Origin of the sequence: Actinopolyspora sp. BKK2 (assembly GCF_011291845.1) — a bacterium.
Classification (GTDB): domain Bacteria; phylum Actinomycetota; class Actinomycetes; order Mycobacteriales; family Pseudonocardiaceae; genus Actinopolyspora; species Actinopolyspora saharensis.
This window is the reverse complement of sequence record NZ_JAANTE010000003.1, coordinates 421,346-445,039: the sequence shown is the minus strand read 5'-3', so window position 1 is coordinate 445,039 and position 23,694 is coordinate 421,346. Positions and strand designations below refer to the sequence as shown.

Sequence of the window (23,694 nt, the reverse complement as noted above, 5' to 3'; positions counted from 1 at the left end):
CCGACCTCACCAGACGAGGAGAGCAGTGGCAGGCAAGGCCCGCGTGCACGAGCTCGCCAAGGAGCTCGGCGTTACAAGCAAGGATGTACTGAATAAACTCGCCGATCAGGGCGAGTACGTGAAGTCCGCGTCGTCAACGGTGGAGGCACCGGTGGCGCGCAGGCTGCGTGACGCGTTCACCAAGTCGAGCGCGTCCTCCGGACGTGGTTCGGACAACGGTGGCGCCGCCGCGTCGGCCGAGACCAAGAGCGAGAGCAACGGGCAGCAGGCGGCGACGGAATCGCCTGCGTCCGGGCAGTCGGCTCCGAGCCAGGGCGACAAGTCCGCCCGCATTCCGAAGCCGGGACCGCGGCCGAAGCCGGGCCCCAAGCCGGGGCCTGCCCAGAAGCAGCCCGCCGCGGAGCAGGCGGCCGGCCAGTCCGCCGGTTCCGAGAGCGCGGCGCAGTCGCAGCAGGACGATGCGGCGCGGAGCGCTCAGCAGACCCCCGGTGCGCAGCAGGGTGGTCAGCAGTCCCAGCAGGCACCGGCCGCTAAGTCGGAGGGACAAGCGGCTTCCGGGACGGCGGGCAAGAGCGAGCGCCAGGTCCCCAAGCCGGGACCGCGCAACGTTCCCAAGCCCGGCCCGCGCCCTTCCAAGCAGCAGCAGTCCGGCGGCGGTGCAGACGGTGGCGACGGCAGCGTCGTTCCGCCCAAGCCTCAGTCGTCGAAGTCGGGATCGCGTTCCCCGCGAGTCGGGAACAACCCCTTCGGCGTCGGTAGCGGCTCCCCGGCCCAGCGTGGCTCCGGAGGAAAGCAGGGCGGCGGCCAAGGTGGTCAGCAGGGCGGCCAAGGTGGCCAGGGCGGCCAGCGTCAGTCCGGTCGTGGTCAGGGCCAGAGCGGTGGCCAGCGTCCCGACAAGCAGGGCGGAGGCCAGCGTCCGGACAAGGGCGGTGGTCAGCGTCCGGACAGGCAGGGCCCCCAGCAGGGTGGTCAGCAGGGTTCCGGACAGCAGAGTCCCGCTGCGAAGTCCTCCCAGCGCACCGAGGGCGGAGAGCGCCCGAATCCGGGCATGATGCCGCCGCGGCCGAACCCGGGCATGATGCCTTCCCGGGCTCCCAAGTCCGGTAGCGGTTCCGGAACCGGCTCGGGCGGCGGTCGTGGCGGTCGCGGTGGCCCCGGTGGTGGCCGTGGCGGTTCCGGCGGTGGCGCCGGTACCGGTACCGGCGCCGGCGGTGGCGGCCGCGGCGGCCCCGGTGGCGGCCGTGGCGGTCCCGGCGGCGGTCGCGGTGGCCCCGGCGGCGGTCCTGGTGGCGGTCGCGGTGGTCCCGGCGGCGGTGCTCCGCCCGCAGGCGGTGGTTTCCGTGGTCGTCCGGGCGGCGGTCGTGGCGGAACCGCGGGTGCCTTCGGCAAGCCGGGCGGTCCCTCCAAGCGCGGACGCAAGTCGAAGCGTCAGAAGCGTCAGGAGTACATGGACAACATGCAGGCGCCCTCCGTTGGTGGAGTGCGTCTGCCGCGCGGCAACGGTGAGTCGCTGCGTCTGCGCCGTGGTGCCTCGCTGACCGACTTCGCGGAGAAGATCAACGCCAACCCCGCTTCGTTGGTGCAGGCCATGTTCCATCTCGGCGAGATGGTCACGGCTACCCAGTCGGTCTCCGACGAGGTGCTCGAGCTTCTCGGCCAGGAGATGAACTACAAGGTCGAGATGGTCAGCCCCGAGGACGAGGACAGGGAGCTGCTGCAGTCCTTCGACCTGACGTTCGGCGACCGGGGGAGCAGCCCGGAGGAGCTCGTTTCCCGGCCGCCGGTCGTCACAGTCATGGGCCACGTCGATCACGGCAAGACCAGGTTGCTGGACACCATCCGCAAGTCGAACGTCCAGGAGGGCGAGGCAGGCGGAATCACCCAGCACATCGGTGCCTACCAGGTCCAGGCCGAGCTGGCGGGCGAGGACCGTCCGGTGACGTTCATCGACACTCCCGGTCACGAGGCCTTCACGGCCATGCGTGCCCGCGGTGCTAAGTCGACCGACATCGCCGTGCTGGTCATCGCCGCCGATGACGGCGTCATGCCGCAGACGATCGAGGCGATCAACCACGCCCAGGCGGCGAGCGTCCCGATCGTGGTGGCGATCAACAAGATCGATGTTCCCGGGGCGAACCCGGAGCGGATCAAGCAGCAGCTCACCGAGTACAGCCTGGTCGCCGAGGAGTTCGGCGGCGAGACGATGTTCGTGGAGATCTCCGCGAAGCAGGGGCAGAACATCGAGGGGCTGCTCGAGGCCATCCTGCTTACCGCCGACGCGACCCTCGACCTGCGGGCCAATCCGAGCATGGAGGCCCAGGGAGTGGCGATCGAGGCCCATCTCGACCGCGGTCGTGGTCCGGTGGCTTCCGTGCTGGTGCAGCGCGGCACCCTGCGGGTCGGTGACTCCGTCGTCGCCGGGGGTGCGCACGGCCGGGTGCGTCGCATGATCAACGAGCACGATCAGGACGTCACCGAGGCCAAGCCCTCCCAGCCGGTGCAGGTCGTCGGATTCACCTCCGTGCCGGGAGCCGGGGACACCTTCCTCATGGTCAACGAGGACCGGGTGGCCCGGCAGATCGCCGATCGGCGTGCGGCCCGGCTCAGGGAGGCGCAGAACGCTGCCAAGCGGAAGCGGGTCAGCCTGGAGGACCTGGACAAGGTGCTGCAGGAGACCAGCCAGCTCAACTTGATCATCAAGGGTGACAACTCCGGTACCGTCGAGGCGCTGGAGGAGTCGCTGAACAAGATCCAGGTGGGTGACGAGGTCGAGCTGCGCGTGATCCACCGTGGCGTTGGTGGCATCAACGAGAGCGATGTCAACCTGGCTACCGCGGAGAACACGATCGTTCTCGGGTTCAACGTCCGTGCCGAGGGCAAGGCTGCCGAGGTGGCCAACCGTGAGGGCGTGGAGATCCGCTACTACTCGGTGATCTACCGCGCGATCGAGGACATCGAGCAGGCCCTCAAGGGCATGCTCAAGCCCGAGTACGAAGAGGTGCAGCTCGGCAGGGCCGAGGTGCGCGAGGTCTTCAAGTCCTCGAAGGTCGGCACCATCGCGGGCAGCATGGTGCTGAACGGAATCGTCCGGCGCAACGCCAAGGCCCGGTTGCTGCGGGACAGCGTGGTGGTTTCGGAGAACCTCACGGTGAGCTCGCTCAAGCGGTACAAGGACGACGCCACGGAGGTGCGCGAAGGCTTCGAGTGCGGTATGACCTTGGGATCCTACTCGGATATCAAGGAGAACGACGTGATCGAGGCCTACGAGATGCAGGAGAAACCACGCTCCTGAGTGCTGCGTAGGGGGGCCGTTGTCACGACGGCCCCCTCGATCGTGAGCCCGTCGACGTGGTGCGATTAGCTGATGTATGTCGGAGCGCTCGAACTGGACGTGCTTCTGGGCGACGTCCATTCGTTGAAGCAGAAACGTGCGGCGGTTCGTCCGCTGGTCTCCGATTTGCGGCGGCGCTTCGAAGTGGCTGTCGCCGAGGTCGGCGGGCGTGATCTCTACCGGCGTACGGTCATCGGGGTGTCGGCAGTGTCCGGCGAAGCCGGACAGGTTCGCGAGGTTCTCGAAGCCTGTGAACGCACTGTGGCGGGTTACCCCGAACTGGAGTTGCTCTCGGCTCGACACCGGATGCTCGGGCCGGAGGACTGAAACTGCTCGGTGGTGCGGAAGGTTCCGCACCACCGACTGCGGCGTGCCCGGCCCGTCCGGGTTCGCGATGATTTTCGGGTGAGTAGGACGATGGGGACCGCCTCCGCCGGAGGCGGATCAGCAGAGGAGGTGCGCCGTGGCTGATACGGCGCGCGCCCGTAGGTTGGCCAAGCGGATCGCGCAGATCGTGGCTTCCGGGTTGGAACACGAGATCAAAGATCCGCGACTGGCTATGGTGACCATTACCGATGCGCGGCTCACAGCCGATCTGCGGGACGCGACGGTCTATTACACGGTTTTCGGGGACGATGTCGACGAGTCGGCCACTGCGGCCGCGTTGAGCAGCGCGACGGGAACACTGCGTTCCAGGGTCGGGCGGGAGACCGGAGTGCGATTCACTCCCACGTTGACTTTCGTCGCCGATTCCGTTCCGGCGAACGCTCGTCGTTTGGACGAGGTTCTGGCACAGGCCAAGGAAGCCGACGCCGAGGTGGCGAGGCTGGCTTCGGACGCCGTTCCGGCCGGAGAGGTCGATCCGTACCGGAAGGCGGATTCGGCGGATGACTCGGACGAGCGGTCCGAGCAGCAGAGCTCGGAGGACCCGAGCGAGAACGAGGAGGACTCCCGCCCACAGGAGGCGTGAGTTCTCCGGCGGCAGGCCCACCGGCGGTTTGGCGCGGAACCGTCCTTGCGAACCTTGTTCGATAAGCCGGTTTCGCGCGAAACGTCGCGCGGCAGCGTTGCTGGGCCGGGCCCGCCGCTTTCGAGTTTCGGGGGATCAGGCACGTCGGCGCTGTCTGAAAGCGGCCACGTGGACCCGGTTCGCGCAGCGCGCTGAACAGAACTGCCGGGTCCGGTTGGTGGACGTGTCGAGGAAGTAGGTTCCGCAGTTCGGAGCTTCACACCTCCCCCAGCGTTCGGTGCCGTGCCGCACGATGCCCTGAGCCAACCCCCAGGCGGCCGCGGCCGCTATCTCGTGAGCGGGCGGTGCTTCGACCTCGGCGATGTGGATGTGCCACTCGCGGTGCTGCTCCGGGCCTTCGCGGGACAGCCTCGGCCGGGGCGGGTACGTGGCCAACAACCGGTTGACCTCGGCGTGGAGGGTTTCGTGCTCGCCGAAAACGGCTGCTTCGAGCGACTGACGCAGCTCGGCCGCGACTCGGTGCAGCGTCCTCAGGTCCTGCTCGGTCAGCCGGGAGCACCACCACGGCTCGTCGTGCAGTTCCGCCCGGAGCGCCTCCAGGTCGTCCGTGCGCGCGTTCGCGAGGCGGAGCGCCCCCGTGATGTAATCGGCGTTGTCCATGCTCGCCCCTTACTGTAGCCTTCGTCCGTCAGGGGTGAAACCGGCAGCCGTAGCTTACAGGAGGTCAGGTGTCCGAGACGGCGGAGCGCGTTCCGGTACGACGGTTGCTCGCACTCGCGATTCCGGCGTTGGGCGTCCTGGCCGCCGAACCGCTGTACGTGCTGGTGGACACGGCCGTGGTCGGTCATCTGGGGGCTGTTCCACTGGCGGGCCTGGCGCTGGGGGGCACGCTTTTCACGGTCGTGTCCAGCCAGTTGACCTTCCTCTCCTACGGGACCACCGCCCGTGCGGCGCGGCTGCACGGGGCGGGCCGTCGCGAGGAGGCGGTTGCCGAGGGCGTGCAGGCCAGCTGGCTGGGTGCCGGGGTCGGCCTGGTGATCCTGCTGTTGGCGCAGCTGTTCGCCGTGCCGGTCGTCCGGGTGATGACCGGTGGTGGAGACATCGCGGACGCGGCCACGAGTTGGTTGCGCATCGCGCTGATCGGGGCCCCGATGGTGCTGATCAGCCTGGCCGGGCACGGGTGGATGCGCGGAGTGCAGGACACGGTCCGGCCGCTGCGCTACGTGCTGGCCGGAAACGGTGTTTCCCTGGTGCTGTGCCCGCTGCTGGTCTACCCGGTCGGACTGGGGATGGAGGGCTCGGCAGTGGCCAACGTCGCGGGGCAGACCATCGCGGCGGCCCTGTTCGTCCGCGCGCTGCTCGTCGAACGAGCGGGAGTGCGGCCCGACACCCGTGTGATGCGTGCCCAGCTCGTGCTCGGCAGGGACCTCATCCTGCGCACCCTGGCCTTCCAGACCTGCTTCCTGTCCGCCACCTCGGTGGCGGCGCGCACCGGGGCTGACACGGCTGCCGCTCACCAGGTCGTCTGGCAACTCTGGAGCTTCCTCGCCCTGGTGCTGGATTCACTGGCCATCGCCGCGCAGTCCCTGGTCGGGGCCGCGCTCGGCAGGGGGTCGGAACGCGAGGCCAGAAGCATCGGCAGGCAGGTGAGCTGGTACGGACTCGGCTTCGGCGTCGTGTTGGGACTGGTGTTCGCGGCGCTGTCCGGGCTGCTGCCCAGCGCCTTCACCAGCGATCCCGCCGTGCTGGCCGAGGTCCCGTACGCCTGGTGGTTCTTCGTGGCGCTGCAGCCGATCGCGGGCGTGGTCTTCGCGCTGGACGGGGTGCTGCTCGGAGCAGGGGACGCGGCCTACTTGCGCACCGCGACGATGACCAGTGCGGCGCTGGGGTACCTGCCGCTGATCTGGCTCTCGCTGGCCTTCGAGTGGGGACTGGCGGGAATCTGGACCGGACTGAGCCTGTTCATGCTCGGCAGACTGCTCACACTGCTGCTGCGCGCCCGTTCCGGGCACTGGGCGGTGGTCGGTGCGACCAGGGAACGCGGTGAATCCGTGTCCCAGGGCTAGTGAGCCCCGTCCGGCGGATCTCCTGCGATGCCGGGGCCCGCGGTCGGGGAACTCACCCACGGGACCGCGGGACCCGCACCCGGAGATCACCTGCTCCTGTGCCGGGGAACCTCACCCGTTCCAGAACCAGTCGGTGGCCCGGACCTCCTTCAGCGCGGTGCGCCGCAGGTTCTCGTCCAGACGTTGGATGTAGACGAGCCCGTCCAGGTGGTCGGTCTCGTGCTGCAGGCAGCGGGCCATCAAACCGGATCCGGAAACGGTCACGGGTTCGTTCCGCAGGTCGACCCCGCGTACCACCGCGTGCTCGGCCCGGGGGGTGGGAAAGCTCAGTCCCGGTACTGACAGGCAGCCCTCCTCGCCGTCCTGCTCTCCCGACGTTTCCACCAGCTCGGGATTGATCACGTAGCCGGTTTCGCCGTGCACGTTGTAGCTGAACACTCGCAGGCTCACCCCGATCTGGGGAGCGGCCACTCCGGCGCGTCCCGGTTCGGCGACGGTGTCCAGCAGATCGGAGACCAGTGCGGTGACACTGTCGTCGAACGTGGTGACGGGCTCCGCCACCGTGCGCAGTACGGGGTCGCCGAACCGCCGGATCGGTCTGATCGTCACCGTGGAAACCTCCTGCTCGTCACGACGCACTACCGTAGCGACATCCGGCGGAGTTCCCGCCCGGGGGTCGTGGCCTCGGTGGCCGGTTGCGGACGTGCTTTCGGAATCGGGGATGATGGGGCGCCGTGTCGCGACAGACCCGAAATTCCTCGAAGCAGCCGGTGCCGGCAGGTTTGCTCGTCATGGACAAGCCCGCCGGGATGACTTCGCACGACGTGGTCGCTCGTGTTCGTCGCATCATGGGGACCCGCAAGGTGGGGCACGCGGGCACGCTCGATCCGATGGCCACCGGTGTTCTGGTGCTGGGGCTCGAACGCGCCACCAAGCTGCTCGGTCATCTCGCCCTGGACACCAAGGCCTACCTCGCCACCATTCGGCTCGGTGCGTCCACCAGCACCGATGACGCCGAGGGGGAGTCGCTTTCCTTCGCGGACGCATCCGGGATCTCCGACGAGGAGCTGTCGGAAGCCGTGGCGGCGTTGACCGGCGACATGGCGCAGGTCCCCAGCGCCGTCAGCGCGGTCAAGGTCAACGGCAGGCGTGCCTACGAACTCGCCCGCGAGGGGCAGCATGTCGAGCTGGAGGCTCGTCCCGTGACCGTCTCGCGCTTCGACCCGCTCGCGGTGCACCGCGAGGAAGCGGAGGTCGTTGACGTCGACGTGCTGGTGGAGTGCTCCTCCGGGACCTACGTGCGCGCGCTGGCCCGTGACCTGGGCGAGGCCCTCGGCGTCGGAGGACACCTCACGAGGTTGCGTCGAACGCGGGTGGGTCCGTTCGGGCTGGCCACGGTGCGCACGCTGGACGACTTGGAGCAGCGTCCGGAGCTGTCCATGGATCTGGACCGTGCGGTGGGCACGGCCTTCCCGCGCGTCGACGTCGACGCGGACACGGCGCGGGCAGTGGCGCACGGCCAGGCCGTTGCGAAGTCGGGGGTTTCCGAGACCTACGGGGTGTTCGCCCCGGACGGGCACGCCGTCGCACTGCTGCGCGACCGGGACCGCGTGGCCAAGCCGGTGCTGGTGCTGCGTCCCGCGGGATGACCTCCTCCCGGCGGCACGCGCGGTTCGGCTGAGGTTCGTCGCGGCCGCGGCCCACCCGCGCTGCGGACAACGGGCCGAGCAGTGGAACGCACCGGGCTTCGCGGGGAAGCGGCGACACGCAGAGGTCCCGGCTGCGCGACGCGTGCGGATCGATAGGGTGGGAAGCCGTGCAGCGTTGGCGTGGCTTGGAACAGCTTCCCGGTGGATGGGGTCGGTGCGTGGTCACCATCGGAGTTTTCGACGGTGTGCACCGGGGACACCAGCAACTGATCGATCAGGCCGTGCGGCGGGCGCGGCAGCGTGATCTCCCGTGCGTGCTGGTCACCTTCGATCCGCATCCCTCCGAGGTGGTGCGTCCGGGGAGCCATCCGGCGCAGTTGACCACGCTGCAGCGGCGGGCCGAGCTCGTTGAGGAGCTCGGGGTGGACGTGTTCTGCGTACTGCCGTTCACCCAGGAACTGTCCAAGATGTCGCCCGAGGAGTTCGTGCACGAGATCCTCGTGGAACGGCTGCACGCCGCCGCTGTCGTGGTCGGGGAGAACTTCACCTTCGGGCACAAGGCCGCAGGCAACATCGAGCTGCTGCACACGCTCGGGCGGCGTTTCGGTTTCGAGGTCGAATCGGCGGACCTGCTGTCCGGGCACACCGACGGGGCCGTTCAGGAGGAGCTCCCGGTCACCTTCTCCTCGACGTTCATCCGCTCCTGCGTCGACGCGGGAGACGTGGAGGCCGCCTCCGCCGCGCTGGGGCGGCACCACCGACTGGAGGGCATCGTGGTTCGCGGCATGGGCAGGGGTGGGCGCGAGCTGGGGTATCCGACGGCGAACCTGTCCATGCCCGAGTTCGCGGCGGTTCCGGCCGACGGCGTGTACGCCTGCTGGTTCACCCACAGGCAGCGGGGGGCCGAGCACCCGGAGAGCACCTTGCCCGCCGCGGTCTCGGTGGGGAGCAACCCGACGTTCTCCGGGACGGAGCGAACGGTCGAGGCCTTCGTGCTGGACGTCGAGCGGGACTTCTACGGGGAGTACGCCGAGCTGGACTTCGTGCGCAGGTTGCGGGGGATGGTGCGTTTCGACTCCTCCGCGGAGTTGGTGCGCCGGATGGAGCTGGACGTGGCCGAGACCCGTTCCGTCCTGGGAGTGTGATCGCTCGGACCGAGTGCTCGTTCGGCTCCCCTCCGGAGCCCCGGGATTTGGGGTATGTCAAGCCGTTATGAACCTTTTTCCGGTTTTCGGGCCTGCCAGGAACGCCGGCCTGGCAACATTCGGAAACTGAGGAATTCGTGATTCGAGGCGGCATCCGGGGGAGCCAAGTGCAGGAGCGCGAGATCGTCCAGCGGAACCTGGCCCTGCAGCGCCAGTGGTACGGGGAACCGTTGGGTGATCGGGTCCGGCGGTTGGTCGTCGCCTACCGGACTTCGCAGACCCAGCTCGCCGAGGTGCTGGGGATCAGCGCCCCCATGCTCAGTCAGGTGATGAGCGGGAGGCGGGCCAAGATCGGCAATCCTTCCGTGCTGGCCAGGCTGGTGATGTTGGAGCGGAAGGTGTTCGATTCGGGGGTGCTCGCGGGCGAGGCCGAATCGGTGAAGCAGGCGCTGCGGGACGTGAAGACCTCCCGTCCCTCGCTCGGTCGGGACAGCGTTCCCGTCGAGGACAGGGCCGACGGGGAGGAGAGCGCCTGGCCGGTGCTGCGACGGCTGGCCAGACCGAGGGAGCTGCACCGGGTCGCCGAGCTGCTCGACGAGCAGCACCCCGCGCTGGCCGGACTGCTGCGCAGAGCGGCTTGCTCGGACACGGGCGTTTCCTGACCCCGCCCGGACCGGCCCGGACCCGCTTCGAAGGCTCCCGGCGGGGAAGTGCTACTAGCATGTGAGCGTCATGCGCTTGTTCACCGCCCTGTGGCCCTCGGCCGCCGCCGTCGAGGACCTGTCCGCCGTTCTGGGGGGGAGAGCCACCCGGCTCCTGGAGGGCCGCGGTGGAGCAGTTGCGCGGGTTCAGGTTCGTCCCCGCCGGGCAGTGGCACTCGACGCTGTGCTTTCACGGGGACGAGGCCGATCCGGCGCGGGTGGCCGCGAATCTCCGGAACGGGGTTGCCGGGCTGCTCCGCGAGGACCCGGGGTTCGTGCCGCCCCGGCTGCGTCTCGCCGGCTCGGGGGTCTTCCGCGGGGTGCTCTGGGTGGGCGTGGTTCCGGCCCCGGAGGAGGACGACGGGGGAGTGACGCGGCGGAGTCTGCACCGGCTGGCCGAGACCGCGGGCGCCGACAGCGAGCGCTTTCGACCGCACGTCACAGTGGCCCGCTGGTCGGGCGGTGGGGGGCGAACCGATCACATCGCCGGATGGCTGGACGACTACGCCGGACCGGCGTGGTCGGTGGACTCGCTCGACGTGGTCGCCAGCGAACGGGACGAGGGCGTGCTGACTTACCGAACGGTGCACCGGGTTCCGCTGACTTCCCCGTGACACGCCGCGCGACGGGTATACCGCTTCCCACGGGGCTTGCTGTTATGCTCGGTGCTGAGATCCGGCTGCGGTCCGTGGTGGCCGGAGATCAACCCGATGGGTGATCGCCGATTTCGACGAGTCGGTTGTCAGCCCGGCGGTGACGATACGTAATCCGATGTCTTACTCGAACGACGTCGGCAACACGGGACACGAATAAGGAGATTCACTCGTGGCGTTGTCCACTACCCAGAAGCAGCAGATCCTGTCCGAGTACGGCCTGCACGAGTCGGACACCGGATCGGCGGAAGCCCAAGTCGCTCTGCTGACTCACCGGATCTCGGGACTGACCGAGCACCTCAAGCAGCACAAACACGACCACCATTCCCGTCGTGGTCTGCTGCTGATGGTCGGTCGCAGGCGTCGGATGCTCAACTATCTGACGCGGACCGATGTTACGCGTTACCGTTCGCTGATCCAGCGACTGGGACTGCGCCGCTGACAGCTGTCGAGGGGAGTGGCCGAGCGCCACTCCCCTCGCTGTATGGAGCGAACGTCCGCGAGGACATCTCCGAAGTACAACAGGCAAGAGAAACGGGCTGCCGACACAGAGTCCACACCGCTGCTCAGCAGGGGCCTTCGCCGGTCCTCGGTAGTGGCCACAAGGGGTGTCGTCGAGACATCCCTTGGGCTTCGATCGATGACCGGCCCCGTCGGACCACGCTGCGTGCGGTCGTTGTGGCCTCTGCGTTTCGAGCCCATGAGACTAGGAGTTTCAGTTGACCGAGACGCAATCCTACGACGACGGGGTGTACGAGAGCACCGCTGTCCTGGACAACGGGGAATTCGGTAAGCGCACCGTCCGCTTCGAGACGGGCAGGATGGCCAAGCTGGCCGCGGGCAGCGTCACGGCTTACCTGGACGACGACACCATGCTGCTGTCGGCGACCACCGCCTCCAACCAGCCCAAGGAGAACCTGGACTTCTTCCCGCTGACGGTCGACGTCGAGGAGCGCATGTACGCGGCGGGCCGGATCCCCGGTTCGTTCTTCCGGAGGGAGGGACGTCCCTCCACCGACGCCATTCTCACGTGCAGGCTTATCGACCGGCCGCTGCGCCCCACCTTCGTCGAGGGGCTGCGCAACGAGGTCCAGGTCGTGGTCACCGTCATGAGTCTGGACCCCGAGGACTCCTACGACGTGCTCGCGATCAACGGCGCCTCGGCCTCCACGCAGCTGTCCGGGCTGCCCTTCTCCGGGCCGGTCGGCGGAACGCGGATGTCGTTGATCGACGGTCAGTGGGTCGCCTTCCCCACGCACGAGCAGGTCAAGCGCTCCGTGTTCAACATGGTCGTCGCGGGCAGGGTCGTCGGTGACGACGTGGCCATCATGATGGTCGAGGCAGAAGCCAGCGAGGAGACCGCCAACCTGGTGGAAGCGGGTGCTCAGGCGCCCACGGAGGAAGTGGTCGCGGGTGGTCTGGAGGCGGCCAAGCCGTTCATCCGCACGCTCTGCGAGGCGCAGCAAAGGTTGGCCGAGGCCGCGCCGCACTCCTCCGACGAGGACTACCCGGTGTACCCGGCCTATGCCGAGGACGCCTACACCGCCGTCGAGCAGGCCGTTTCCGGCGAGCTGGCCGAAGCGCTGGTCATCAGCGGCAAGCAGGAGCGTGAGCAGCGCCTCGAGGAGTTGAAGGAGACGACCCTGCAGCGGGTCGGCGTCGAGGAGGGCGAGCAGTTCGCCGGTCGGGAGAAGGAGATCGGTGCTGCGCTGAAGGCGCTGACCAAGAAGCTGGTTCGACAGCGGATCATCCGCGATCAGGTCCGTATCGACGGGCGGGGGCTCACCGACATCCGTCAGCTCTCGGCCGAGGTCGGTGTCGTGCCGAGGGCGCACGGCTCGGCGCTGTTCGAGCGCGGCGAGACCCAGATCCTCGGTGTCTCCACGTTGAACATGCTCCGGCTGGAGCAGACGATCGACAGCCTCGGTCCGGACACCAGCAAGCGCTACATGCACCACTACAACTTCCCGCCCTACTCCACTGGTGAGACGGGACGAGTGGGCACCCCGAAGCGGCGGGAGATCGGTCACGGCGCGCTCGCCGAGCGCGCACTGGTTCCGGTGCTTCCGAGCAGGGACGACTTCCCCTACGCGCTGCGCCAGGTCTCCGAGGCGCTCGGCTCCAACGGCTCCACCTCGATGGGATCGGTCTGCGCCTCCACGCTGTCGCTGCTCAACGCGGGTGTTCCGCTCAAGGCCCCGGTCGCGGGGATCGCGATGGGGCTCGTCTCCGACGAGGTCGACAACCAGACGCGCTACGTCGCCCTGACCGACATCCTCGGGGCCGAGGACGCCTACGGCGACATGGACTTCAAGGTCGCGGGGACCAAGGAGTACATCACCGCGCTGCAGCTGGACACCAAGCTCGACGGCATCCCCTCCGAGGTCCTCGGCCAGGCGCTGAACCAGGCCAAGGACGCCCGCTTCACCATCCTCGACGTGATGGCCCAGGCGATCGGTTCGCCGGACGAGATGAGCCCGCACGCGCCGCGAGTGACCTCGGTCTCCGTGCCGGTGGACAAGATCGGTGAGGTCATCGGCCCGAAGGGCAAGATGATCAACACGATCACCGAGGAGACCGGCGCCGAGATCACGATCGAGGACGACGGCACCATCTACGTCGGTGCTTCGGACGGGCCCTCGGCGGAGGCCGCGATCGAGCGGATCAACGCTATCGCCAACCCGCAGCTGCCCAAGGTCGGGGAGCGGTTCCTCGGGACCGTGGTCAAAACGGCCGCCTTCGGCGCGTTCGTCTCGCTGATGCCCGGCAAGGACGGGCTGGTGCACATCTCGAAGCTGGGCAACGGCAAACGGATCGGCAAGGTCGAGGACGTCGTCAACGTGGGGGACAAGCTCCGCGTGGAGATCGCCGACATCGACAGCCGGGGCAAGATCAGCCTGGTGCCGGTGGACGAGGAGTCCGAGTCGGGCCAGGACGCCGAGCAGCAGGCGGAGACGCAGAGCGAGTCCGCCGAGGGCTGAAGGCCTGCCCCACCCCTCAGCTGAGACGTGACGGCCCGTCCGGGGATACCCGGGCGGGCCGCGCGTGGTTCGTACCGGGGACGGGTGCGGGGTGATCCGGTGGAACGGAAAGGACCGTGGTCTAGGGTCGTGGCCGAGAGACGGCCGAAACGCGCGGAGGGAGTCGAATCGGTGGATCCGATCAGGGTCGGAGTGCTCGGTGCTCAGGGCAGGATGGGCAGCGAGGCCGTTCGGGCCGTGGGAGAGGCCCGGGACACGGAGTTGGTCACCGAGGTGACCCGCGGTGATTCGCTCCGCGGGCTGCTCGACTCGGGAGCTGCGGTGGCCGTGGACCTCACCCATCCCGATTCGGTCATGGACAACCTGGCCTTCTGCGTCGAGCACGGGATTCACGCGGTGGTCGGCACCAGCGGGATCGGCGAGTCCGAGCTGGCGACCCTGCGCGGTTGGCTCGGGGAGACCCCGAGCACCGGTGTGCTGGTCGTGCCGAACTTCGCGATCGGTGCGGTGCTGTCGATGAAGTTCGCCGAGATCGCGGCGAGGTACTTCGACTCCACCGAGATAGTGGAACTGCACCACCCCCGCAAGGCCGATGCTCCCTCGGGCACGGCAGCCAGAACCGCCAGGGTGGTCTCGCAGGCCCGCGAGGACGCCGAACTCCCGGCCATGCCCGACGCCACCAGCAAGGACCCGGATGGTGCCAGAGGGGCGAGCGTGGACGGTGTTCACGTGCACTCGGTGCGGATGGCCGGGCTGGTCGCGCACCAGGAGGTGCTGTTCGGGACCGAGGGGGAGACCCTGTCCGTGCGTCACGACTCCTACGATCGCCGTTCGTTCATGCCCGGGCTCCTGCTGGCGGTGCGCGAGGTCGGTCAACGCCCCGGGGTGACCGTGGGGCTGGACGCGTTGTTGGGGCTGTGATGTCCGGAGGAACCGAGCGGCGTGCGCGAGTGTTCGGTCCGCGCTTCTACGCCCTGCTGATCGCGGTCGTGCTGCTCGTCTACCTGGTGCTGATGGGTAGTCGTGCGGTGACGATGCTGCTCAGCGGCAAGCCCCTCGTGATCGTGCTGGGTGTGGCGGTGCTCGTGCTGCCGGTGCTCGGCGCGGTCCTGGTTGCGGACCAGATCAGGTTCGGAGTCCGCACGCAGCGGCTCGCCGGGAGGCTGGCCGATGAGGACGCGTTGCCGGACCATTCGCACCTGCCGCTGCGCCCCTCCGGCAGGGTGCGCCGTGACGCCGCCGACGAGTGGTTCGAGCAGAAGCGTGCCGAGATGGAGCGGGAGCCGGAGGACTGGCGCGTCTGGTTCGCCCTGGCCCAGGCCTACGATCTGGCCGGGGACCGCAACCGTGGCCGTCAGGCCATGCGCAAGGCGATCGACCTGGAGCAGCGGGAGCGCGTGCGCGACTGACCCGGTTTTCCGGCCTCGGCCGGCCTCCCGGCAGGCCCTCGCGAGTCGATCGACGGCCCTGCCGGGAAAGATCGGCGGCAAGCGCTGCCCGGGGCGACGGGCAGCACGCCGGGATCCGCTCACTTCAGCTGTAGCTCCACTCCGCCGGTCAGCCGCAGTTCACGCAGCGGATATCCCCTGGCGTCCAGGGTGCGGACCGTACCGTCTGGTTCCCAGCCGATTCCGCGGTAGAAGGCCATGGAGGCCTCATCGGATTCCGGGATCCAGGTGATCGCTCGGGTGAGGCCGTTCGCGCGCAGGTGCTCGGTGAGGTGCCAGAGCAGCCTGCCCCCGTGGCCTCGGCGTCCCCACCGCGGTTCGACGAGCAGTGTGCTCACCAGGCCGACCGTGCTCGCGTCGTCCGGGAGACCGCCGTCGGCGTTGGTCGTCTCGGAGACCGGGGCGGGACCTCCGGCGCAGAAACCGACGGGCCAGCCGCCCTCCTCGGCGAGAAGCACCTTCGCGGAATCGTCTTCGATGGCTTCCAGCCAGTGTTGTTCGGTGTCCTCCTGGGTCAGCTCGTTCAGCGCTGTTTCCGGGAGCAGTTCGCCGTAGGCGCTGTTCCAGGTGCTCAGTTGAATCCGGGCGATTTCGGCGGCGTCCGCGGCCACGGCGCTCCGCACATCAGCATCGGCCATGCCGGACAACCTAACGTGTCCGGAGTGGTGTGTACGGTCAAGGCCGTCCGCGCTCGTGCCCGGCTTCGACGCCGTGAGCGCGGTGTGTCGGACCCGGCTGGCATGATCGGTGTCCATGCGGACCATGAGTGCCGAAGCGGCCCGGCGCACCGCGCTGGCGGCGCAGGGATTCGTCGATGCCCCTTCCGCGGGACAGCCGGGACGCGGGCAGCTGCGTCGGGTGCTGAACCGCACGCACCTCTTCCAACTCGACTCGGTCAACGTGGCGGTTCGCGCCCACTACATGCCGTTGTTCAGCAGGTTGGGTGCCTACGACGGCCGGCTGCTGGACGCGGCAGCCTGGAACCCCTCGGCGCGCAGTCCCCGGTTGCTGGTGGAGTACTGGGCGCACGAGGCCTCGCTGATCCCCGTGGAGGACTGGCCGCTGCTGCGGTGGCGAATGCGCGAGTTCGGTGATCCCGAGCGGCGCGGCCACCGGGAGCTGCGCGAACGTGCTCCACGACTGCTGGACGAGGTGCTCACCGCGGTCAAGGAGTCCGGACCGGTCGGGGCGGGCGCGCTGGAGAGCCAGCTCGGGGGAGCTCAGCACGCGGGCAAGGGGACGTGGTGGAACCGCTCGGACACCAAGCGCGCCTGTGAGCTGCTGTTCGCCGCAGGGGAGCTGACCACGGGCACCCGCAGGGGCTTCGAGCGGCTCTACGAGCTGCCGGAGCGGGTCCTGCCGGCGGACGTGCTGGCCAGCGACCCCGCCGAGGAGGAGGCGGTGCGGGAGCTGGTCTCCCGCGCGGGACGGGCGCTGGGAGTGGCCACGGAGCCCGATCTGCGGGACTACTACCGCTTGTCCGCCGCGCGCTCACGCGCGGCCGTGGCGGAACTGGTGGAGAGAGACGAGCTCGAGCCGGTGGCGGTGCGCGGGTGGTCGGAGCGGGCCTACCTGCACCATCGTGCGCGTACCCCGCGTTCGGTCGGGGCCCGCGCGTTGCTGGCGCCCTTCGACCCGCTGGTGTGGTGTCGCCCGCGGACCGAGCGTCTCTTCGGGTTCCGGTACCGCATCGAGATCTACGTCCCGCGGGACCGCAGGGAGTACGGCTACTACGTCTTCCCGTTCCTGCTGGACGATCGGCTGGTGGCGCGGGTGGACCTCAAGGCCGACCGGCGCTCGGGAGCACTGCGGGTCCCCGGCGCCTTCGCGGAGCCCGGGGTCGAAACCGGCAGGGTTGCCTCGGAGCTGGCCCGCTCCCTCCGGGAGATGGCCGACTGGCTCGATCTGGGGGAAGTGGCCGTGGGCGAGCACGGGGATCTCGTGCGGGAGCTGCGCGCGCTGCTCGGGTAGCGTTTTCCGCTCGTCCCGCCGAACGCGCCGGAGCACGAGACCGCGGTGGGTGGTGGGACACCTTCCGGAACTGGGGCGGGGAGCCGCAGTGCCTCAGATCGAGGAGGTCAGCAGGGCGCGGCCGCTGCCCGTGCGCCCGAACACCCGCAGCGGGGGAGGGTCCTCGCTCGGAGGTTCGGTGGTGACCTCGAGCTCACTGGCCACGCTTCCCGTCGAGGAGACGAGGTCGACCTCGGCCGCGACGTCGTTGCCGACCGCGAACTGCACGTCCCCGGAACCGCTGATCAGCTCCACTTGTCCGGCCGTGCCGTCGGCCACGGCGATGCTTCCGCTTCCCGAGCGGACGAGCAGGTCGGCCGACACCTCGCCCAACCACACGCTGCCGCTGCCGGTAACTACCGAGGAGGCCGCGTTCACGGCGGCGATCTCCACGGGGCCGCTGCCGCTGCGGGCCTGCACCTCGGCGTGCATCCCTCCGAGACTGATCCGCCCGGACCCCGTGCGCACCGTCGTCGTCCCCGTGGACTCCCCGGTTTCCACGGATCCGGAACCGCTCTGGATGCTCATCCTGCCGCTGCTGCCGGTGACCCGGACTTCACCCGGGCCGGTGTGCGCGCTGACCCGTGATCCGCTCGGTGCGTGCACCCGCACGACGAGCGGCACGGAACGCAGCGGAACCTCCGTGGGCGGGTGGACCGCCACTCTGTTTCCGGTCATGTCGATGCGTGTCCGCCTGACCGCTTCGGCGCCCGCACCGGAGGCGTGCTCGTCCTCACGATCGCCGTCCGCGCCGCGGCCGTTCCCCGCCTTGATCCCCGTCTCGTTGATCTGCTCGCTGACCCAGCTCAGCAACCCGCTGAGCCCTCCGCGCCAGTCCGGATACCCGTGTGCCGGTTCGTGTCGCACCTCCACGTGAACCGCGTCGGTTTCGACGAGTTCGACGTGCAGGGGCCCGACCCCGTTGCTCAGCTCCAGTTCCATCGGGCCCGGCGCGTGGAACTCGCGGGTGCGTACGAGCCCCTCCGGCGGCGGGGCCGACTGCTCGGTCATGTGCTTCTCCTCGAGGATCGATGGCGGAGCTCGGTGCGTCCGAACGGGAAGCCGTCACGCGAGGGCGAACGGTCAGCCGCGTACCCAGCCGTGCAGCCGGGATTCCTCCGAAGCCGCTTCCTCCGCGGCCTGGTCGTTGCCGCTGGACGGGTCCCCGGAGGGGGTGCGGTCCCACGGGCCGCGCGGTTTGCTGCCGTGCAGTGCTCCCTGAACGGCCCTGGCCACCCAGGTGTTCAGCGAGACCCCCTGGGAGGAAGCCGCCTGCTCGGCCTGGCCCTTGATCTCTTCCAGCAGGCGCAGCGTGATCCTGCTGATGTCTCCGCCCTCGGCGCTCGGGGGAGGCTGGGGCGGCTGCTCGTCCTGGCCGTCCGTCCGAGTGGTCGCGGGACCGCTGATCACCGGATGGACGTCCCTGCCGTCGAGACGCAGGTCCACCACCCGTCCGTCCAACTGAGTGGTCACTTCGGCGGCGAGGTCCGAAAGCGCGTTCATCAGCGTCAGGCGCATCGCGGGTTCCAGCGCGCCGGACAGCAGGGCGGCCGCGTTGCGCGTGCTCTCGTCGCCGGCGGAAGCGGCCGAGGTGAGGTCCTCGCGAAGCTGGTTGATGTGCGGACTCAAATCCATGACGTCACTATGGTGTCATTTCGACGTCATGACAACCCCTCCTGATGTCACGCACTGCTCGTGCGTCCCGCGTGGCTGGGGCGTTCCAGCCGCGAGAGGTCCCTCCGAGAGGACCCCTTAGGGTGTGGCACGGGGGCGGTGGCCGTTGCGCCCGGTGGCGCGGGCCCCGTCATCAGGGGAGTCAATGCCGGAGATCCGGCTTTTAGCGTGCTGGAAAGGGGTTCGCCCGTCGTGACCGAGATCGTTCCGCCGAAGGTACGGCTGATCGGCAAGACCGAGTTCTTCCCGCCGGAAGACGTGGACTGGTCGACTGATGCCGACGGTGGCCAGGCGCTGGCGGAGTTCGCCGGTCGCGCCTGCTATCAGTCCTGGAGCAAGCCCAATCCCGCGACGGCGACCAACGCGGGGTACCTGGGGCACATCATGGAGGTCGGCCACCTGTCCGTGCTCGAGCACGGAACCGTGACCTTCTACGTCACGGGGATCTCCCGCTCGCTGACCCACGAGCTCATCCGGCACCGGCACTTCTCCTACTCGCAGCTGTCCCAGCGGTACGTTCCCGAGCGGGACGCGAGCATGGTCGAGCCCGACATCATCGCCGAGGACCCGGAACTGCACGAGAAGTTCCTGGAGGCCACCCAGGCCAGCCTGGAGGCCTACAACGAGCTTCAGCAGGCTCTGCAGGAGAAGTTCGCCGACGAGCCGAAGGCGACCCTGCGGCGCAAGCAGGCCAGGCAGGCCGCTCGTGCGGTGCTGCCGAACGCCACCGAGACCAAGATCGTGGTCACCGGAAACTACCGCGCCTGGCGGCACTTCATCGCCATGCGAGCGAGTGAGCACGCGGACGTGGAGATCCGCGGATTGGCCATCGAGTGCCTGCGGCAGCTGCAGCAGGCGGTCCCGAACGTTTTCGGGGACTTCGAGATCACCGAACTGCGGGACGGAACTGAGGTGGCTTCCAGCCCTTACGTGACGGAGGGCTGAGCCCGCTTTCCGCCGGGCGGGGTTGCCGGGCGACGAGCGTGCTCGGTTCTTCCGGCGCGCCCCTGGACCGGCGCGTGTCCGGGAAGTGGCCCGGGCCGTTCCGTGGTCCGGAGCCCCGCGCGGAGCCGATCGCTGTTCGTTCCGGTGTGCCGCGGCCGACCGGGCGCCCCGGTGCGGCTAGAGTGCGGGCATGGGTGTGGCCAACGATGAACGTCAGCAGTTGTGTGACCTGTTCGACCGGTTGGGGCCGGACGCTCCGACGCTCTGCGAGGGATGGTCCGCGCGTGAGCTGGCCATTCACCTGGTGAAACGCGAGCACCGGCCGGACGCGCTCGGTGGGAGGCTGCTCAAGGCGCTGGCCGACCGCGGTGAGCGCGTTCACTCCGAGCTCGCGCAGTTGCCGTGGGGCGAGTTGGTGGACCGGGTGCGCAACGGGCCTCCGAAGTGGAATCCGCTCGGGATCGGTGCGGTGGACGAGGCGGTCAACAGCGCGGAGTTCTACGTGCACCACGAGGACGTGCGGCGGGCTCAGGCGGACTGGCAACCCCGTCCGGAGGAACCGGAGCGCGCGGAGGCGCTCTGGAAGGCGCTGTCGCGCACCGCCAAGTACTTCTACGGGCGCAGTCCCGTCGGTGTGGTGCTGCGCAGCGAGGACGGACACGAGATCTCCGCGCGGAACGGGCCTCGCACGGTGCGGATACTCGGTCCTGCCGGGGAACTGCTCCTGCACGCCTTCGGTCGCAAGCCCGCGCTGGTTCGCTTCGAGGGCAACGAGGCGGACGTGGTCGCGGTGGAGGACCTGCGCCGCAGCGTTTGATCCCGCCGGGGCGGGCTCGCGACGGCACGGCGGGAATTCGAAATGTGCCGTGTGTCACAGCGTTGATTCGTGGAAGAATCGGCGTGTGACCCCGTCCGCGGCCGGAACAACGCCCGGTGATCGCCGCGAACGTGCCGATGTTTCCGGTCGGCGGTGACTCGTTCACCCGCCTTCCGGTACGGGCCGATCCGGAGAGTTCCTGTAGGAGGTAGCGTCGACAGCCATGACCGTGTGCCCCACAGCTACCGAAGGTCGTCCTTTCGGACGAGTTCTCACGGCGATGGTGACCCCCTTCGACTCGGAGGGGCAGCTCGATCTGGACCACGCCCAGCAGCTGGCCACGTACTTGGTGGATCGGGTAGGCAACGATGGCCTGATCGTCAACGGTACGACCGGTGAGAGCCCGACGACGACCGACGCGGAGAAGGAACGTCTGCTGCGAGCGGTCTCCGAGGCGGTCGGGGACCGGGCCACCGTGGTGGCCGGCGCGGGTACCAACAACACGGCGCATTCCGTTGAACTGGCACGCGGGGCCGAGAAGGCGGGGGCGCACGGACTGCTGGTCGTCACGCCGTACTACTCGAAACCTCCGCAGGAGGGGTTGTACTCGCACTTCACCACGGTGGCCGATGCGACGGACCTGCCGGTGATGCTCTACGACATCCCGCCGCGGTCCGTGGTTCCGATCCAGAACGACACGCTCAAGCGGCTGGCGGAGCACCCCCGGATCAAGGCGGTCAAGGACTCCAAGCACGACCTGCTGGCAGGCAGCGAGGTCATGGCCAATTCCGATCTGGCCTACTACTCGGGCGAGGACCCGCTGAACCTGCCGTGGCTGTCCGTCGGAGCGGTCGGTTTCGTCAGCGTGGTCGCCCACGTGGTCGGTGACCGGTTGCGGCAGATGCTGGACGCTCACGAGGCCGGTGACGTGGCCACCGCCCGTGAGATCAATTACGGACTGCTGCCGGTGTACCGGTCGATGAACTTCGTGGGGGGAGTCATCTTCTCCAAGACGGCCATGCGTCTCTGCGGCTACGAAACCGGTCAGCCGCGCCTGCCGTTGCCCTCCGCGACGGACGAACAGGTGCGCGTCATCACCAGCGACCTGTGGGATGCTGGTCTGGTCCTGGTCAATCCCGATGCGGCAACCGAGGTGACATCGCGTTGACAACACGCGCAACGTCGACCGAGAAACATCCCGTGGCACCGACCTCGGCGAGTCCGGCGCCCCCACCGCTGCAGGAAGGCGCCCTGCGGATCGTCGCGCTCGGCGGCATCGGTGAGGTCGGCAGGAACATGACCGTCTTCGAGTACAACGGTCGGTTGCTGTTGGTCGACTGCGGTGTGCTGTTCCCGGAAGACGATGCGCCGGGTGTCGATCTGATCCTGCCCGACTTCGGTCCGATCGAGAACCGGTTGGACGAGATCGATGCCGTGGTCCTGACCCACGGGCACGAGGACCACATCGGAGCGCTGCCGTTTCTGCTGCGGCTGCGTTCCGACATCCCGGTGGTGGGCTCGAAGTTCACCCTCGCGCTGCTTTCGGCCAAGTGCCAGGAGCATCGGCTGTCCCCGCAGCTGGTCGAGGTCGCCGAGGGGCAGCGCAGTGAGCACGGTGCGTTCGACCTGGAGTTCTTCGCGGTCAACCACTCGATTCCGGACGCGCTGGCCGTGGCGATACGCACTCCGGCGGGTACCGTTCTGCACACCGGGGACATCAAGCTCGATCAGCTCCCGCTGGACGGAAGGCTGACGGACCTGGCCGGTTTCGCCCGGATGGGTGCGGAAGGCGTGGACCTGTTCCTGGCGGATTCCACCAACGCCGAGGTCCCCGGTTACGTCACTCCCGAGCGCGAGATCGGTCCGGTGCTGGACTCGGTGATCGGGCGTGCGACCCAGCGGGTGATCGTGGCCTGTTTCGCCAGTCACGTGCATCGCGTCCAGCAGGTGCTGGACGTGGCCGAGGCGTACGGGCGGAAGGTGTGTCTGGTCGGACGCTCCATGGTGCGCAACATGGGCATCGCCGCCGAGCAGGGAATCCTCCGGGTTCCCGAGGGCCTGCTGGTGAACCTGGAAGAGGCCCTGGGGATGCCCGCCGAATCGGTGGTGTTCGTCTCGACCGGTTCGCAGGGCGAGCCGCTCTCGGCCCTGTCGCGGATGGCGCGGGGAGAGCACAAGCAGATCAAGATCCAGCAGGGTGACACGGTCATCCTGGCCAGTTCGATGATCCCCGGCAACGAGACGGCCGTGTTCGGCGTGGTCAACGGTCTCGTCCGGCTCGGTGCCGAGGTCGTGCACCAGGGCAGCGCCAAGGTGCACGTCTCGGGGCACGCTTCGGCCGGGGAGCTGCTCTACCTGTACAACGCGGTACGTCCGAGCAACGTCATGCCGCTGCACGGGGAGTGGCGACACCTGAAGGCCAACGCGGATCTCGCCACGCTCACCGGCGTTCCCTCGGATCGCGTCGTGATCGCCGAGGACGGTGTGGTCGTGGACCTGATCGACGGGATCGCGAGCATCGCGGGCCGGGTGGAAGTGGGCCACGTCTATGTGGACGGTCTTTCGGTCGGCGACGTCGGGGAGTCGACGCTGTCGGACCGCCTCGTGCTCGGTGAGGGCGGGTTCATCTCGATCACCGTCGCGGTGGACGCGACGAGCGGTCGTGCGGTCTCGTCGCCGACGGTCTCCGGGAGGGGGTTCTCCGATGACCCGAAGGCGCTCGACGAGGTTTCCCCGCTCGTGGAGATGGAGCTTTCGCGGACCGAGTCGGAGGGCATCACGGACACGCACCGCATCGCGCAGGCCGTGCGTCGCACCGTGGGCAAGTGGGTCGCCGACACCTATCGCCGCAAGCCGATGATCGTGCCGAACGTGCTGCCCGTCGACTCCTGAGTCGCCGGGGCGGTGCTCGTCCGGCAGTTCTCCCGTGCGGCGCCCGTGCCCGGAAGACGTGGAATCGTCCACGCCTTCCGAGCACGGGCGCTTTTTTCGGTTTCGCAACTGATTCGGTGCATTCGACGCGGGAAATGAACCCGGCCGTTCTGCTTCGCTTAACCATCCCCGATCGGGTGAGTTGGTGTACTTTCCTGGCGGCGTGTTTTGATTACGTATTGTTTGTAGAGACACTCTCGGGTGGTGTTGCTAGCTCGATAGTGTGAGTGAGCGCGCTGGTTCCAGCTGAGAGTGCCACTGTGGAAACAGCCGGTCGGCGGACAGCTTTCCTGGAAGTTTTCGTATTTCCGCTCGTTGTACCGGCTCGCACCACAGTCACAGCAGATTGGGGTCCGAACGTGCGTAAAACGAT

Annotated in this window: 22 protein-coding genes; 17 read left to right on the top strand and 5 right to left on the bottom strand. The window is 68.6% G+C overall.

The features are described 5' to 3' along the window. Window positions 1-25: 25 nt before the first annotated feature. The 3 genes from infB (at window position 26) to rbfA (ending at window position 4,301) form a co-directional block, all read left to right on the top strand. A complete protein-coding gene (infB, locus tag G9Q41_RS22640) occupies window positions 26-3,292 on the top strand; it encodes a translation initiation factor IF-2 (protein WP_092522351.1) in 3,267 nt (1,088 codons plus the stop codon). A gap of 72 nt (window positions 3,293-3,364) precedes the next feature. Next, window positions 3,365-3,658, top strand: a complete 294-nt coding sequence (locus G9Q41_RS08865) for a DUF503 domain-containing protein (RefSeq protein ID WP_092522349.1) — start codon at window positions 3,365-3,367, stop codon at window positions 3,656-3,658. 136 nt (window positions 3,659-3,794) lie between these two features. Further along, window positions 3,795-4,301, top strand: coding sequence for a 30S ribosome-binding factor RbfA (rbfA, locus tag G9Q41_RS08860; protein ID WP_092522347.1), 507 nt, complete (start codon window positions 3,795-3,797; stop codon window positions 4,299-4,301). 135 nt (window positions 4,302-4,436) lie between these two features. Here rbfA and G9Q41_RS08855 read toward each other — a convergent pair whose 3' ends face one another. After that, on the bottom strand, window positions 4,437-4,961 hold the full coding sequence (locus G9Q41_RS08855) for a CGNR zinc finger domain-containing protein (RefSeq protein ID WP_092522345.1): 525 nt from the start codon (window positions 4,959-4,961) through the stop codon (window positions 4,437-4,439). A 68-nt stretch (window positions 4,962-5,029) separates the two neighbouring features. Here G9Q41_RS08855 and G9Q41_RS08850 point away from each other — a divergent pair, with 68 nt between their 5' ends. After that, window positions 5,030-6,367, top strand: a complete 1,338-nt coding sequence (locus G9Q41_RS08850) for an MATE family efflux transporter (RefSeq protein ID WP_165632347.1) — start codon at window positions 5,030-5,032, stop codon at window positions 6,365-6,367. 111 nt (window positions 6,368-6,478) lie between these two features. On the opposite strand, the gene def is transcribed toward G9Q41_RS08850, so the two are convergent. Beyond that, the gene (gene def, locus G9Q41_RS08845; RefSeq protein WP_092522904.1) at window positions 6,479-6,976 is read right to left on the bottom strand and encodes a peptide deformylase; all 498 of its coding nucleotides are present in this window, start codon (window positions 6,974-6,976) and stop codon (window positions 6,479-6,481) included. Window positions 6,977-7,137: 161 nt separating this feature from the next. Here def and truB point away from each other — a divergent pair, with 161 nt between their 5' ends. The 8 genes from truB to G9Q41_RS08805 all read left to right on the top strand — a co-directional run bounded on the left by truB (window position 7,138) and on the right by G9Q41_RS08805 (window position 14,905). After that, window positions 7,138-8,016, top strand: a complete 879-nt coding sequence (gene truB / locus G9Q41_RS08840; RefSeq protein WP_092522341.1) for a tRNA pseudouridine(55) synthase TruB — start codon at window positions 7,138-7,140, stop codon at window positions 8,014-8,016. Window positions 8,017-8,183: 167 nt separating this feature from the next. After that, the gene (locus G9Q41_RS08835) at window positions 8,184-9,161 is read left to right on the top strand and encodes a bifunctional riboflavin kinase/FAD synthetase (protein WP_092522339.1); all 978 of its coding nucleotides are present in this window, start codon (window positions 8,184-8,186) and stop codon (window positions 9,159-9,161) included. A gap of 167 nt (window positions 9,162-9,328) precedes the next feature. Beyond that, complete coding sequence (locus G9Q41_RS08830; RefSeq protein ID WP_092522337.1) at window positions 9,329-9,823, top strand: helix-turn-helix transcriptional regulator; 495 nt, start codon at window positions 9,329-9,331, stop codon at window positions 9,821-9,823. Between the two features lie 167 nt (window positions 9,824-9,990). After that, window positions 9,991-10,476 (top strand): 2'-5' RNA ligase family protein, encoded by a 486-nt coding sequence (locus tag G9Q41_RS08825; RefSeq protein ID WP_207630751.1) that lies wholly within the window; start codon window positions 9,991-9,993, stop codon window positions 10,474-10,476. 211 nt (window positions 10,477-10,687) lie between these two features. Continuing rightward, a complete protein-coding gene (rpsO, locus tag G9Q41_RS08820; protein ID WP_092522333.1) occupies window positions 10,688-10,957 on the top strand; it encodes a 30S ribosomal protein S15 in 270 nt (89 codons plus the stop codon). A gap of 277 nt (window positions 10,958-11,234) precedes the next feature. Further along, window positions 11,235-13,496, top strand: coding sequence for a polyribonucleotide nucleotidyltransferase (locus G9Q41_RS08815; protein ID WP_092522331.1), 2,262 nt, complete (start codon window positions 11,235-11,237; stop codon window positions 13,494-13,496). Window positions 13,497-13,667: 171 nt separating this feature from the next. Then, window positions 13,668-14,417, top strand: a complete 750-nt coding sequence (dapB, locus tag G9Q41_RS08810; RefSeq protein WP_245695695.1) for a 4-hydroxy-tetrahydrodipicolinate reductase — start codon at window positions 13,668-13,670, stop codon at window positions 14,415-14,417. Next, the gene (locus G9Q41_RS08805) at window positions 14,417-14,905 is read left to right on the top strand and encodes a hypothetical protein (RefSeq protein WP_092522327.1); all 489 of its coding nucleotides are present in this window, start codon (window positions 14,417-14,419) and stop codon (window positions 14,903-14,905) included. Before dapB ends, G9Q41_RS08805 begins: the two co-directional genes overlap by 1 nt. A 119-nt stretch (window positions 14,906-15,024) precedes the next feature. Here the strand turns inward: G9Q41_RS08805 and G9Q41_RS08800 are convergent, their stop codons facing one another. After that, entirely contained in the window at window positions 15,025-15,582 is a 558-nt protein-coding gene (locus G9Q41_RS08800; protein WP_092522325.1) for a GNAT family N-acetyltransferase, read from the bottom strand. Between the two features lie 115 nt (window positions 15,583-15,697). On the opposite strand from G9Q41_RS08800, the gene G9Q41_RS08795 reads away from it, so the two are divergent. After that, window positions 15,698-16,915 carry a crosslink repair DNA glycosylase YcaQ family protein gene (locus G9Q41_RS08795; RefSeq protein WP_092522902.1) on the top strand — a complete coding sequence of 406 codons (1,218 nt, stop codon included), beginning with the start codon at window positions 15,698-15,700 and terminating at the stop codon, window positions 16,913-16,915. A gap of 93 nt (window positions 16,916-17,008) precedes the next feature. Here the strand turns inward: G9Q41_RS08795 and G9Q41_RS08790 are convergent, their stop codons facing one another. After that, window positions 17,009-17,965 carry a DUF4097 family beta strand repeat-containing protein gene (locus tag G9Q41_RS08790; RefSeq protein WP_165632346.1) on the bottom strand — a complete coding sequence of 319 codons (957 nt, stop codon included), beginning with the start codon at window positions 17,963-17,965 and terminating at the stop codon, window positions 17,009-17,011. Between the two features lie 72 nt (window positions 17,966-18,037). Next, entirely contained in the window at window positions 18,038-18,589 is a 552-nt protein-coding gene (locus G9Q41_RS08785; RefSeq protein ID WP_165632345.1) for a toxin-antitoxin system HicB family antitoxin, read from the bottom strand. A 231-nt stretch (window positions 18,590-18,820) separates the two neighbouring features. Here G9Q41_RS08785 and thyX point away from each other — a divergent pair, with 231 nt between their 5' ends. The 4 genes from thyX (at window position 18,821) to G9Q41_RS08765 (ending at window position 23,282) form a co-directional block, all read left to right on the top strand. Next, a complete protein-coding gene (thyX, locus tag G9Q41_RS08780) occupies window positions 18,821-19,573 on the top strand; it encodes an FAD-dependent thymidylate synthase (protein WP_092522900.1) in 753 nt (250 codons plus the stop codon). 190 nt (window positions 19,574-19,763) lie between these two features. Continuing rightward, entirely contained in the window at window positions 19,764-20,390 is a 627-nt protein-coding gene (locus G9Q41_RS08775) for a TIGR03085 family metal-binding protein (protein ID WP_092522320.1), read from the top strand. Between the two features lie 223 nt (window positions 20,391-20,613). Continuing rightward, on the top strand, window positions 20,614-21,558 hold the full coding sequence (gene dapA, locus G9Q41_RS08770) for a 4-hydroxy-tetrahydrodipicolinate synthase (RefSeq protein ID WP_165632344.1): 945 nt from the start codon (window positions 20,614-20,616) through the stop codon (window positions 21,556-21,558). Window positions 21,559-21,590: 32 nt separating this feature from the next. Then, window positions 21,591-23,282, top strand: coding sequence for a ribonuclease J (locus G9Q41_RS08765; RefSeq protein ID WP_165632343.1), 1,692 nt, complete (start codon window positions 21,591-21,593; stop codon window positions 23,280-23,282). The last annotated feature ends 412 nt before the right edge of the window (window positions 23,283-23,694 follow it).